The 12,557-nt window shown below is 74.8% G+C and carries 10 protein-coding genes; 4 read left to right on the forward strand and 6 right to left on the reverse strand.

What is annotated here, in order from left to right; all coding sequences use genetic code 11:
* Window positions 1–57 precede the first annotated feature (57 nt).
* From IE124_RS19525 to IE124_RS19540, 4 genes are read left to right on the forward strand one after another with little or no spacing between them, the layout of a single operon-like run.
* Entirely contained in the window at window positions 58–1,689 is a 1,632-nt protein-coding gene (locus tag IE124_RS19525; protein WP_229832599.1) for a flavin monoamine oxidase family protein, read from the forward strand.
* Window positions 1,686–4,994, forward strand: a complete 3,309-nt coding sequence (locus tag IE124_RS19530; RefSeq protein ID WP_189509094.1) for a ferritin-like domain-containing protein — start codon at window positions 1,686–1,688, stop codon at window positions 4,992–4,994. Before IE124_RS19525 ends, IE124_RS19530 begins: the two co-directional genes overlap by 4 nt.
* 4 nt (window positions 4,995–4,998) lie before the next feature.
* Entirely contained in the window at window positions 4,999–6,759 is a 1,761-nt protein-coding gene (locus IE124_RS19535) for an FAD-dependent monooxygenase (protein ID WP_268246742.1), read from the forward strand.
* The gene (locus tag IE124_RS19540; protein WP_189509095.1) at window positions 6,756–8,048 is read left to right on the forward strand and encodes a cytochrome P450; all 1,293 of its coding nucleotides are present in this window, start codon (window positions 6,756–6,758) and stop codon (window positions 8,046–8,048) included. Before IE124_RS19535 ends, IE124_RS19540 begins: the two co-directional genes overlap by 4 nt.
* A 13-nt stretch (window positions 8,049–8,061) precedes the next feature.
* On the opposite strand, the gene IE124_RS19545 is transcribed toward IE124_RS19540, so the two are convergent.
* From IE124_RS19545 to IE124_RS19570, 6 genes are all read right to left on the reverse strand, one after another.
* Window positions 8,062–8,499: an ArsR/SmtB family transcription factor gene (locus IE124_RS19545; RefSeq protein ID WP_189509096.1), complete on the reverse strand. Its 438-nt coding sequence runs from the start codon at window positions 8,497–8,499 to the stop codon at window positions 8,062–8,064.
* Window positions 8,500–8,620: 121 nt separating this feature from the next.
* Window positions 8,621–9,007, reverse strand: coding sequence for an STAS domain-containing protein (locus tag IE124_RS19550; RefSeq protein ID WP_189509097.1), 387 nt, complete (start codon window positions 9,005–9,007; stop codon window positions 8,621–8,623).
* A 107-nt stretch (window positions 9,008–9,114) separates the two neighbouring features.
* Window positions 9,115–9,696 (reverse strand): isochorismatase family protein, encoded by a 582-nt coding sequence (locus IE124_RS19555; RefSeq protein WP_189509098.1) that lies wholly within the window; start codon window positions 9,694–9,696, stop codon window positions 9,115–9,117.
* 51 nt (window positions 9,697–9,747) lie between these two features.
* Window positions 9,748–10,671: a hypothetical protein gene (locus IE124_RS19560; RefSeq protein ID WP_189509099.1), complete on the reverse strand. Its 924-nt coding sequence runs from the start codon at window positions 10,669–10,671 to the stop codon at window positions 9,748–9,750.
* Window positions 10,671–11,885, reverse strand: a complete 1,215-nt coding sequence (locus IE124_RS19565; protein WP_189509100.1) for a DUF2306 domain-containing protein — start codon at window positions 11,883–11,885, stop codon at window positions 10,671–10,673. The genes IE124_RS19560 and IE124_RS19565 overlap by 1 nt, the downstream gene beginning before the upstream one ends.
* Window positions 11,886–12,024: 139 nt before the next feature.
* Window positions 12,025–12,540 carry a PadR family transcriptional regulator gene (locus tag IE124_RS19570; RefSeq protein ID WP_189509101.1) on the reverse strand — a complete coding sequence of 172 codons (516 nt, stop codon included), beginning with the start codon at window positions 12,538–12,540 and terminating at the stop codon, window positions 12,025–12,027.
* Between the last annotated feature and the right edge of the window lie 17 nt (window positions 12,541–12,557).

Consider the following 12,557-nt stretch of genomic DNA (forward strand, 5'->3'; position numbering starts at 1 on the left):
ACTGATCCGCGTTGATCCGCGTTGATCCGCATCGATTCGAGGGGGAGTCGGACCGTCATGCAGACCGCAACCGTCACGCAGGCCACCGCCGTGACGCAGCCCGCCACCACGCCACAGACCGGCGCCGGCGCCGCGCCGGAACCCACCGCCGCCACCCGGCCCGGTCGCGTCCCGGCGCTCCTGCCCCGTGCCCGCCGCCGCACCCGCGCCAACAGCACGGTCAGCGTCGTGGGCGCGGGGATGGCCGGTCTGGTCGCCGCGTACGAGCTGGAGCGGCTCGGCTTCCGCGTCGAGATCATCGAGGGCAGTCGCAGACTGGGAGGCCGCGTCCACACGCACCGCTTCGGTCCGTCCGAGGGTGCCCCGTTCGTGGAGCTCGGCGCCATGCGCATCCCGACCGCGCACCACCGCACGATGCGGTACGTCGAGCGCCTCGGCCTCGCCGACCAGGTCCGCCCTTTCACGACCCTCCTGTCCGAGGAGAACGCCTTCCTCGCGACCAGCACCGGTCACGTCCGGCTGCGGGACGCGCCGGGCGCGCTGATCGCCGACGTCCGCGCCTCGCTGCCGGGCTCCGACTACCGCGAGGAGACCGTGGTGTTCGGTGCGTGGCTCGCGGCCGTGGTCGACGCGGTGGCCCCGCCGGCCCTGCGGGCGGGGCTGCGCGCCGATCTCGCCCGCAGGCTCCTCGACCTCGTCGAGGACGTCGACGTGACCCCGCACCTCCTCGGCAGCGCCAAGGACCGGGTCGACGTGCACGGCCTGTTCGCCGCTCACCCGGGGATCCGGGCCGGCTGCGGCACCCGGCTGAACGGCTTCCTCGACGACATCCTCACCGAGACCAGTCCCGAACTGGTGCGGCTGGCCTGCGGCATGGACCAGCTGGTGCAGCGGCTCGCCGCCCGTGTGCGCGGCCCCATCTGGTTCGGGCAGCGCGTGTCCGGCTTCGAGGTGGCCGCCGACCACGTCCTCGTACGGATCGGGCGCGGGCCGGGTGCGGGCGTACGGCGCTGCGACTACGTCCTGTGCACCGTGCCGTTCTCGGTGCTGCGGGGCCTCACGCTGACCGGCTTCGACGAGGACAAGCTCGCGGTCGTCGGGGAGGTCGACTACTGCCCGGCGACGAAGGTCGCGGTGCACTGCCGGGAGCCGTTCTGGGAGCGCGAGGGAATCCGGGGCGGCGCCTCCTTCAGCGGGGGCCGCATCCGGCAGACGTACTATCCGCCGGCCGCCGAGGAGGCCGGCGGGACCGTGGCGGCCGCGGCCACGGATTCGGCCCAGGGCGCGGCCCTCCTCGCCAGCTACACGATCGGCGAGGACGCCGACCACCTCGGCCGGATGCCGGCGCCTCTGCGGCACCGGACGGTCGTCGAGGAGCTGGGCCGGATGCATCCGCAGCTGCTGCGGCGCGGGATGGTGCGGGGCGTAGCGAGCGTCGCGTGGGGAGAGGATCCGTGGACGGAGGGCGGCTGCACCATCCGCTGGGGGCAGGACCCCGCCGCCTGTGAGGACCAGCGCAGGCGGGCTGTGCGGCCGCAGCGACGGATGTTCTTCGCCGGTGAGCACTGCGCGACCGAGCCCGCGTGGATCGAGGGGGCGGTCGAGTCGGCACTCGAGGCCGTGGACCTCATCGCGGACCACGCGCCGGGCCGGGGCGTGGTGCAGCGGGCCGGGCTGGAGGCGGCATGAGCGTGTTCGACCTGCCCCGGCTGTACTTCGGCGGCACCGCCGTGACCCGGCTGCCCACGGGGCCGCGCGGGGGACTCGTGGACCTGGCGCGCAACACCGCCCTCCGGGGTGCGGGTGCGGCGGGCAGGGGCGAACGGCCCTCGGCGGTGGGCCCGTTCGGGGAGGACGGGCCCGCCGAGGCCTACCACGCGCACCTGGCGGAGCACGGCGCGCGCGGCGGGCACTTCTCCGGGAACGGCCACCTGGTCCTTGACGCCCGCGTGACCGGGGTGGAGCGGGCGGACGGGACGGTCGGGACGGCCGATCCGGTCGTCGGGCGGTCCGTCGACCTGTGGGGCCACTACAACCCGTACCTGGGCACGACGGTGAACCGGTCGCGGGTCTTCGACGTCGATCCCGCCTCCGCCTGGACGACGACTCTGATGGGCGGTCGGTTCGCCTTCGGCCGGGAGGGTCGCTCGCACGACGCGGGCTACCTGTGCGTCGGAGACGTGACCGGGTTCATGCCGCCCCGGTGGCACGGCTTCGCGCCGGTGTGCCGGACGCTCCACCAGTTCGCGATCGCCGCCGGCGAGGGGCTCGACTGGCCGGCCGGGGCGGTGGACTCCCCCGCGGTCCGCGCGCTGCGGGCCGCCGTGGAGAAGTGCGAAGGCGGCGGGATCGTGGTCCAGTTCACCCTGGAACGCCCGGCCGCACCGGCCCCGTCTCCTGAGGGCGTACGGACGGACGGCCCTGGGTCCGGGGACGCACCCGGTGTGTGGCGGCTGCGGGGCACCGTCGCGCCCTGGCGGCCCGACGAGCCCCGCACGCACCCGGCGGGGCGCCTGCTCGTCCCGTCCGGGACGGATGGCCGCACCGGCGGAGGTCCGGGGCCGTGCACCGTGCGGGTCTCCCCGGACGCGGTGGCGTTCAACTGGCCCTTCGCACAAGGCCTCGACGCCACTGGCGCGGTAGGTCGGGGCGGGGGCCCGGCCCTTGAGCTGCGGACCGCCCGCTCGGACCTGCCGGTCGCCGTCCTGCCGGCCGGAGCGGCCGAGGGAGGCCGGGTGATGACCGTGCCGGCCGTGTCGGCGGAGGGGGTGCGACGGGCCGCGGAGGAAGGTCTCACCCTGGTGCGCGCCGCGACGGACGACGGGGACGGGGACGGGCTGGGCGAGTGGGACGGGCGCACGGTGCTGCTGAGGGAGCGCGAGGCCGTCGTCCTCACCGACGAGGCCTGCCTGATCCTGGAGCATCCCGATCCGGAGCGCGGCGACGAGTACGCGGTCGAGGTTCCGGTGCGGACCTTCCTGCGGGGTGTTCCGGCCGCGCTCGACGAGGTCGTCGTCCGGCAGTTCCCCAACCCCCGCGCGCTCCCGCTGGATCCGGTGGCCTCGGCCGCGACGGCCCGCTGTGGGGACGTCGAGATCGTCCGGCTCCGGGCCGGTCGCACCGCGGGCGAGAAGCCCGACGGCTCCGCGCCGGTCTCCTCGTGCGGCTTCGCCACCGACGCGCTCGGGCGGGGCTGGTTCACCGTCTCCGGCGCACGCGCCGGCACGGCACGGCTGCTGCTCGCGGCCGGTCCCGGGGAGCTGCCGCCGTACGACCCGGAGACCTCGGGCTCCGCCGAGGCCTGCTACGACCACGAGGACGCCCTCGACTTCTGGCCCTGGGCGGGCTCCGCCGCCGTGCGCGTCCTGCCCGACGACTGGCACCTGGACGCGGTCCTCCAGCAGGACGTGACCTTCGAGCTCCTGCACCGCGAGGTGTTCGCGTACTACGAGCAGCTGTTCCCGTTCATGCGCGACGAGGTGTTCAGCCTGGCCGACCGCTGCAAGGTGGAGACGTACGCGAAGCTCATCTGGCAGATGTGCGATCCCGCGAACAAGGACCGGACGTACTACATGCCGCCGACCCGCGACCTGTCCCTGCCCAAGGCGCGGCTGCTCCTGAAGTACCTGCGAGCGCAGAGCACGGCGGCCGCCGTGCCCCCGGCCGCCGTCCCGTCACCGGTCCGTTCCCATCCGCAGATCACCACCCGGGCCCAGCTGCGGTCGGCGCTCTGGCAGGCCGTCACGGTGGAGCTCGCCACCTCGCTCCAGTACCTCTACGCGGGGTACTCGGTGCCCACGCACGGCACCGGGTTCGAGTACGTCCGCAGCGGCGTGTGGACCCCGCGTCAGCTGCGGCTGGCCTGCGGGGACGGCGGGGAGACCCTGGCCAAGGGCGTCCGGGACAGCCTCTTCGACGTGGCCCGGGAGGAGATGATGCACTTCCTGGTCGTCAACAACATCCTGATGGCGATGGGCGAGCCGTTCCACGTGCCGGAGATCGACTTCGGCACTCCGGGCAGGCTTCCGCTGCCCCTGGACTTCGCGCTCGAACCGCTGCACCTGGGCAGCCTCCAGCGGTTCATCGCCATCGAGCGGCCCGAGCGGCTCGCGGGTGGCACCGGGGCGACGGACGGGGCCGGGGCCACGGACGGGGCCGGGGCGATCGGGGGAACCGGGGTGATCGGCGGGCCCGGGCCGTTCGGCTCGCCGAGCGAGCTGTACGCGGGCATCCGGGAGGGCCTGACCCGCGTCCCCGACCTGTTCCCGGTGGACCGGGGGCGCGGCGGGGGCGAGCACCACCTCTTCATCGGCGACACGGTCAACTCCGTCCATCCGGACTACCAGTTGGAGGTGGACGACCTGTCGAGCGCGCTCTTCGCCGTCGATTTCGTGACGGAGCAGGGCGAGGGCGGGGTCCTCGACACGGAGAAGGCCGGCTCCAAGTCCCATCACGAGACGTTCGTGCGCCTCGCCGAGCTGCTGATGACGGAGCGCGCCGACGGTCCGCAGGGCGAAGGAGCGCCGTGGCACCCGGCCTACCCGTCGCTGCGCAATCCGACGCTCGACCCCGGACACCCCGGGCGGGCGGCGGTGAGCGATCCGCACGCGCGGCAGGTGATGCGGCTCTTCAACCGCTGCTACTTCATGATGCTCCAGCTGATCGTGCAGCACTTCGGGGAGAGCCCGGACGCGAGCCTGCGCCGCTCGCACCTGATGAACGCCGCCATCGACGTGATGACGGGGATGATGCGCCCGCTGGCCGAGCAGCTGATGCCGCTGGAGTCGGGATGGCGGGGGCGGACGGCCGGCCCCTCCTTCGAGCTGGAGGAGCCGCCCGTGTGCATCGCGCGCCCCGACGTGGCCCGGCGCGGGTTCGCGATGCGCTTCCGGCATCTCGCGGCCATGGCCCGGGAGTGCGAGGGCGTGCCGGACAGGGTGCCGGAGCTGATGACCTGGTACGCGGAGCGCTTCGCGCGGGAAGGCAGGAGCTGACATCGTGGCGGAAAGCAGCGGCACGAGCAGGAGCGCGGGCGGCGGCGAGAGCACGCGCGGGAGTACGGGGGCGCCTCCGGCGGCGGGCCGGCCCGCGGTCGAGGAGACCGAGGTACTGATCGTGGGCGGCGGGCCCGTCGGACTCGCTCTCGCCCTCGACCTCACCCACCGGGGCGTGGACTTCGTCCTGGTGGAGGCCGGGGACGGGCCGGTCACCCATCCGAGGGTCTCCACCGTCGGCCCGCGCGCCATGGAGGCCTTCCGGCGCTGGGGCGTCGCGGACGCGATCCGGGGCGCGGGCTGGCCGTCGGACCACACCCTCGACATCGCGTGGGTCACCGCCGTCGGCGGGTACGAGCTGCACCGGCTGCGGCTCGGCACGGCCGGTGAGCGGCCCCCTCCCTCGTACACGCCGGAACCCGAGTCGATCTGCCCGCAGCACTGGCTGGCCCCCCTGCTCACCGCGCACCTGGGGGTCCGGCCGGCGGGACCGGTCCGGCTCGGCACGCGGCTGGTCGCGCTCGCCCCGAAGCCCGACCGGGTCAGCGCGGCGCTCGTGGACGGGGCGGGGATGCGGACGACGATGCACGCCCGGTACCTGGTGGGCTGCGACGGGGCCTCCTCCCCGGTGCGCAAGGCCTGCGGGATCGCCGCGCCCGAGCGGCACCGCACCCGCACCCTGCGCAACATCCTCTTCCGCAGCCCCGGACTCGGCGCCGCGCTCGGCCCGCGCGCGGCGCTCGTCCACTTCGTCACGGAGCCGGGCGGGCTGCGTTATCCGCTGCGTTCCATGGACGGAAGGGAGTTGTACCGCCTGACGTGTCCCGCCGGGCCCGCCGGGGCCGAGCGCGTCGTGCGGCGGGCGATCGCGCCGGACGTGCCGGTGGAGGTGCTCTCGGACACCACCTGGCACCTGACGCACCGGGTGGCGTCGGTGTACCGCGACGGACGGGTCTTCCTGGCCGGGGACGCGGCGCACACGCTGTCGCCGTCGGGCGGCTTCGGACTCGCGACGGGCGTGGGCGACGCGGCCGACCTCGGGTGGAAGCTGGCGGCTGAGCTGGCGGGCTGGGCAGGCTCCGGGCTGCTCGACACGTACGAGAGCGAAAGGCGGCCGGTCGCCGTCGGCAGCCTGGAGGAGAGCCACCGCAATCTGCGGCGGACCGTCGACCGACGGCTCTCCGCCGCGCTGTGCGACGCGACGGAGGACGGGGAGCGGGCACGCGCCGAACTGGCCCGGGAGATCGCGGAGTCGGATCCGCTCAGGGAGTTCCACGCACCGGACCTGCACTTCGCGCACCGGTACGCGTCGACGGCGATCGTGGTCGAGGAGGAGGGAACCGGATCCGCGGCGGACGAGGACGACGGGGCGAGCGGGAGGGACGGGGCGGACGGGCCGGTCTGGAACCGCACGACGCTGCCCGGGGTCCGGGCACCCCACGCGTGGCTCGGGCCCGGCCGGTCGACGCTCGACCTGTACGGCGGGGAGTTCGTCCTGCTCCGCTTCGACGCGGGAGGCGGAATCGGAGCGGGGACGAGCGGCCGCACCGGTGCCGCGGAGGTCTCTCCCGACGGTCTCGTCCGCGCCTTCGCCGACCGCCGGGTCCCGCTCCGCGTACGGCACTGTCACGACCCCCGGGTGGCGCGGCGGTACGAGCGGCCCCTCGTGCTGGTGCGGCCGGACGGACACGTGGCGTGGCGCGGGGTCGTCCCGCCGGCCGATCCGCTGCGGATCGCCGATCTGGTGCGCGGGGCCGGCGGATGAGCGGGCCCGGGCCGGCGGCGGGGAACGCCCCGGAGCCCTTCGACCCGGCTCGGCTCGACCTCGCCGACCCCTACCCCGTCTACCGGCGCTACCGCGAGACGGACCCGGTGCACGCCGTGCGGGGCGGGCGGGACGCGCATGGCCGCGCGGCGCCCACGACCTGGTACCTCTTCGGTCACGCGGAGGTGGCGCACGTCCTGGCGGGCCGGGGCTTCGGCCGGTCCTCCCCGCTGACGGCGCGGGCGGCGCCGGTCCCGGACGGGTACGTCACGCTGCGGCGGGTCGTCGAGAACTGGCTCGTCTTCCTCGACCCGCCCCGGCACACGCGGTTGCGCGCCCGGGTGACGCCGCCACTCGGGGCCGCCGCCGTGGCGGCGCTGCGTCCGCGCGTACGGGAGATCGCGGAGGAGCTCGTCGCGCCGCTCGCGCGGCGGCCGGTGGTGGAGCTCGTCGAGGGGTTCGCGGCCCCCTATCCGCTGCTGGTCATCGGCGGGCTGCTCGGGGTGGAGGCCGAGCGGTGGCCGTGGTTCCGTGCGCAGGCGCTGGCGCTCCAGCAGGCGGGCGGGACGCGGGGCGACCGGACGCAGACCGCGCTGGACGGGGCCGAGCGGGCGGCGGCGGAGCTGGACGGGTACTTCCACCGGGAGCTGGGGGCGCGGCGCACCGAGGATCGCGGGGACCTGCTCTCGGCGCTGGCCCGGGCCGGGGCGGAGGATCCGTCGCTGAGCGGCTCGGAGCTGGCGGCGACGTGCACGCATCTGCTGACCGCCGGGCACGAGACGACGACGGGGCTGATCGGCAAGGCGGTGCTCGCGCTGCTCGCGCGTCCGGACGTGGGAGCCGAACTCCGTGCCGATCCCGGGTTGTTGCCGAACGCCGTGGACGAGTTCCTGCGACACGACCCGCCCGTGCAGATGGTGACGAGGTGGGCTCAGCGGGACGTGGAGCTGGCGGGCCGGACCGTACGTCGCGGCGACCGCCTGCAGTTGGTCCTGGGCTCGGCGCACCGGGACCCGGACCGCTTCCCCGACCCCGACGTCCTCGACATCCACCGGGGCAGCGGCCGCCACTGCGCGTTCGGCCTGGGCATCCACTACTGCGCGGGGGCGGCGCTCGCGCGGGCGGAGGCGGAGATCGGGATCGGCGTCCTGCTCGACCGCCTGCCCGCGCTCGCCTCGGGCGCCCGGCCGGGGATCGAGGCGGAGTACGCCCCCGACTGGGTGTTCCACGGCCCGTCCCGCCTGACGCTGACCCTGGCTCGTCCCACGGGGACCCCGGAGGCGCCCTGACGCACCGGAGGCTTCACTCTCCTCGCGTAAATCCAGCCGGAGCCCGGTCCGAGGCGGCCCGGTCCGAGGTCCGGTCCGAGGTCCGGTCCGAGGTCCGGTCCGGGGCCCGGTCCGAGGCGGCCCGGTCCGAGGTCCGGTCCGGGGGCGTGACTGCCTGCCCCGCGACCGCGTCGCCGGTCAGGATCGAGCGGGCCACCAGGAGGAGCTCCGTGACCCGCGGGCCGGTCAGCGCGTAGTAGACGGCCACGCCCTCGCGCCGGGCGACCACGAGGTTCGCACGGCGCAGCACGGCCAACTGCTGGGAGAGGTACGCCGCTTCGACTCCGGTGTCGCGCAGCATCTCGGCGACCGCGTGCTCACGCTCGCCCAGCAGCTCCAGGACGCGGATCCGGACGGGGTGTCCCAGTGTCTTGAAGAACTCCGCCTTCGACTGGTAGAGAGGCGCGCTCATCGCACCCACTCCGCGCCTCGCGTCGAACCAGCACCGTGCACCATGCCCCCATCCTCGCGTCTTCCGGGGTGCGCGGCCTACCGGTCTCCGAAGTCGGGCCGTGCGGAACGCCGGGCCCGGCTCACTCGCTCGGCCACGCGTCGCTGCGCCAGGCACGCTGTTCGGCACCCGCGCCGCGGTGGGCGGCGAACGCCGCGTCGAGGTCGCAGTGGACGGGGATCGCCGGGCCGTCGCCCGCGGGGGCGAGGGAGCCGTCGGAGGGGATCGCGGCGAGTTCGAGGCTCCGGCCCGCGGCCCGGAGCCGGTGGGCCGCCTCGGTGACGGCGTGCTGTCCGCCCGTGGACCAGCCGCGCAGCCGGCTGAGGTCGAGGACGACGGGCCCCGTGCCGCGCGCGACCGCCCAGCCGACGGCTCCGGTGAACCGCCCGAGCGCGTCGGCGCCGAGGAACCCGGCCAGGGACAGCACGCCCAGCTCCTGCTGGACCGTGTAACGCCATTCGATCGTCATGCGCGTCGTCTTCCCTGTCGTTCGGCGGTGGCGCCGGGTGCGGCGGCGGGAGGGCGTGGGGGCCGGACCAGGATGGAACGAATTGCAGGATTGTGCAATATCCCATCTCACGGAGCGGATGGAGCCGCCGCGAAGGTGACCTCGGCGGCTGGAACGGTGACCTCCGCATCGCTCCCGAGGGCGTAGGCCGCGACGCGGGAGACCGTCGCGGCCGGGACGGCCTCGCAGACGCCCGGTACCGCCGGGCAGTCCTGGGTGGCATGGGCGTCGTACGGCACGACGACGCGGTAGCCGCGGTCCAGGGCCGTACGGGCCGTCGCCTGCACGCACATCTCGGACATCACACCGCATACGGCGACCGATCGGACCTCGGCGCCGGTGAGCACCTCGCCCAGCGGGGTCGCGTGGAAGCCGTCGTCCCGGGGCTTGCGGATCACCAGCTCCCGGGGGCCGGGCAGGACGGGGTGGTGGAGTTCCCAGCCCGGCGTGTGGGGCTCGTCCTCCGCTCCGGGCGGCCCGTCGTTCTGGAGGTGGACGACGAGCGCCCCGTCCCGCCGCGCCCGGGCGATCAGGTCCGTCGTCCGCTCGACGATCAGGTCGGCCGCGGGCACGGCCCCGTCACCGACGACGAAGGCGGACTGCACGTCCACGACGATCAGGGCGTCCACGGGCTGCGTGTGCTGGGTCATCCCGTCATCATCACTCCCGAGGACCCCGCGGCTCCACGGCATTTCGGCCGATCATCCGCTGTTCACGGCCTGACCGCGGGCATCGGCCCGGGTCAGGAGGAAGCGGCCCGCGACCCCGGTCGCGAGCAGGCCGGCGACGAGGGCGAGGAGCGAGACGCCCGGGCCGGACGTCCAGTCGACGGACCGGGCGTGGACGGCGAGCAGGACGGCGACGGCCAGTGCCACCGCCGGGACGGCCGTGAGGGCCGGGCGGATACGGGTCAGGTCGTCCTCGACGAGTGAGCCGAGGACGCCGGCGCCGAGCGCGAGCGCCCACACTCCGAGGCCCTGCGCGTCGGCGCGGTTCACCGTCCACGGCACGAGCGGGCCCCAGAAGGCGGGGAAGGTGAGGAGACCCGCGCCGATGCCGAGCCAGCCGGAGCCGAGGACCGCGAGGAGCGGTTTCGACCAGCCTGGCAGCGGGGCGGCGCGCGGGCGCTCGGCCGCCGGGGGCGGCGGGGCCGGCCTGCGGTACTGCGCGACGAGGCACACGACGGCGGCGAGCGCGAGCAGCCCGAGCGTGACGACCCAGCCGAGGCTGAAGAGGGCGAGGAACAGCGGGCCGCCGTGGACGGCCTGGAGGGCTCCGCCGTTCAGCAGGCTCACCGCGAAGAGGCCGACGAGGACGATCGCGAGCGGCAGGACGAGGCTGCGCGCCTCCTCCCAGACGCGGACCCGGCCGAGGGTGAACAGCGCGGGCGCGACCCCTGCCATCGCCGCCCCCAGAAGCCCGGGGCTGAGGGGCTCCGGTGACACCCAGGCACCCGCCGTGTATCCGGCGAGGCTCGTGACGGCGAGCAGCGCCCCGACGGTGAGACTGATGCCGCCCACCACGCCGCTCAGGATCACCACGGCGGGCGAGAGTTCCCTCCCGTCGACCGTGCCCGTGCCCGCGCCCGCACCCGTGCCGGCACCCGTACCTGCACCCGCACCCATCAGTGGTCGCCTTCCCGCGAGGCAGCCGCGGCGGGCACCCCGGCAGGGGCGGTCACCACCGCCTCCCGTCCGGCGGCCGACGCCCCCTGTCGCTTGAGGAGTTCGCGACCGTAGAGCACCCGCAGGCTCACCACGGTGACGGCCGCGTAGGCGAGCACGCCGCAGCCGATGCCCACGCCGGCGATCAGGGCCGTGAGCCGGTCGAGGCCCATGGTCCGCTCCAGTACGGGCGCGGCCACCGCCGAGAACGCGGGCGCCAGGCAGAGGGCCGCCAGGTGCAGTCGCCACTCCTCGCGCGCCCAGTCGGCGCCCCGCGCACGCGCGCGTGCCGCCCGCACCGCGATGACCCCGTACGTCACGGCGTACGGGACGACATAGGCGAGGAGCAGCCGGCGTCCGCCCGTCCCCTGGCCGAGGAAGGCGGCCGTGATCCAGGCCAGTCCGGCGGCTCCGGCGAGGTGGGCGGCCACCAGGACCGGTCCCGGGCACCAGCTGCCGGCCAGGCCGGGGACGGTGGTGCGCCGGTCGAGCGCGCGGGTGGCGAGCAGGGCGCCGAAGGAGACGAGGGAACCGAGGTGCATGATCGCGACGCGGTTGATGTCCTGGATCGAGAGCCCGGGGTAGAGCGAGGGCAGGAAGCCCCATTCGAGGCGGAGCAGCGGAGCGGTCATCAGGAAGCCGTAGCAGAGCAGCATCCAGCGCTGGTGCAGGTCCGGGAGGCCGCGGATGGCGGCCAGGACGCCGAGGGTCACGCTGCCCACGGTTCCGACCAGGATCGTGGCGAGGACGATCCAGAACGCGGCCCCGCTGAAGGCCTGCTCCGGCGGGGTGCGGACGAGGTAGAGGGCGGCGCCGGCCATCGACACGTAGACGGCGACGGCGAAGACGGTCCCGGCGATCCGGTGCAGCCGGATGCGCCGCCGTACGGCCGAGAGCAGCTGCACGGGGCCGAGCAGCATCAGCAGGCCGCCGAGGACGGAGTGCACGATGAGCGGGGCCAGGCTCCGGCTGTACGGGCCGATCCGGTCGCGCACGGCCTCGGCCACGAACTCCGGGGAGACGGACCGGCCGAGGAGCCACTCGCCGATGGCGGGTGCCCCGGGGCTCGCGTACGGCCAGAGTTCGGTCACCGCGATCGGCGCGTACGTCAGGCAGACCACCGTGACCGCGAGGGCGGCCGCCCTTCCTGCTCTCGTGCTTGTCGGACGCCCCACGGCGGATCCCCCTCCGAACGCGAACACGCGATAGTCCTTTCTGGACTATGGAGGAAGGTAGGGCGGGAGACGGCCGGGGTCAACCGGTCGGTAACAAAGTCGGTGACGGAGCCGCCGGCGGGGCCGGGCCGGTGGCCGCTCAGGGCTCGCGGGTCTCCACCCACTGCCAGAAGTCGACCATCATCCGCTCGTACCGGATGCCGAACTCCAGCGCCTCGCGCTGCCCGCGCGTCAGCAACTCGCCGACGCCCTCCGCCAGTTCCTCGTACTCTCCGAGGGTCCGCCGGTGCTCCTCGACCTGGACCGGGGCGTGGACGCGCGGACTGGCGCCGAACCACAGTTTGAGGATGCCGCGCTCGCGGGCCTCGACGGGGACGAAGGAGGAGTCGGCGAGCCAGCTCCGCAGGGCCGCCGCCCCCTCCTCCGTCAGCTTCATCAGGCGCCGATTCCGGCCACCGGACTGCCGCACCTCCGACAGGAGCCCCGCTTCCAGGAGCCGGTCGCACTGGGCGTAGACCTGCGCGTGGGGCATCGACCAGAAGGGGGCCACGGTTCGCGCGGCCTCGACCTTCACGTCGTACGGACTCGCCTCGCCCAGGTGGTCGATGATGCCGAGCACGAGGAAGGAAGGCGTGGTCAACCGGACTTCAGACATGCCGCGACGGTATCGCG

Source organism: Streptomyces narbonensis, assembly GCF_014649015.1.
GTDB classification, from domain to species: domain Bacteria; phylum Actinomycetota; class Actinomycetes; order Streptomycetales; family Streptomycetaceae; genus Streptomyces; species Streptomyces narbonensis.

Excerpts from the sequence above, each read along its gene's own strand:
- IE124_RS19540 (WP_189509095.1), top strand. The coding sequence starts at position 6,756 with ATGAGCGGGCCCGGGCCGGCGGCGGGGAACGCCCCGGAGCCCTTCGAC.
- IE124_RS19560 (WP_189509099.1), bottom strand. The coding sequence starts at position 10,671 with ATGGGTGCGGGTGCAGGTACGGGTGCCGGCACGGGTGCGGGCGCGGGC.
- IE124_RS19545 (WP_189509096.1), bottom strand. The coding sequence starts at position 8,499 with ATGAGCGCGCCTCTCTACCAGTCGAAGGCGGAGTTCTTCAAGACACTG.
- IE124_RS19570 (WP_189509101.1), bottom strand. The coding sequence starts at position 12,540 with ATGTCTGAAGTCCGGTTGACCACGCCTTCCTTCCTCGTGCTCGGCATC.
- IE124_RS19530 (WP_189509094.1), top strand. The coding sequence starts at position 1,686 with ATGAGCGTGTTCGACCTGCCCCGGCTGTACTTCGGCGGCACCGCCGTG.
- IE124_RS19550 (WP_189509097.1), bottom strand. The coding sequence starts at position 9,007 with ATGACGATCGAATGGCGTTACACGGTCCAGCAGGAGCTGGGCGTGCTG.
- IE124_RS19525 (WP_229832599.1), top strand. The coding sequence starts at position 58 with ATGCAGACCGCAACCGTCACGCAGGCCACCGCCGTGACGCAGCCCGCC.
- IE124_RS19555 (WP_189509098.1), bottom strand. The coding sequence starts at position 9,696 with ATGACCCAGCACACGCAGCCCGTGGACGCCCTGATCGTCGTGGACGTG.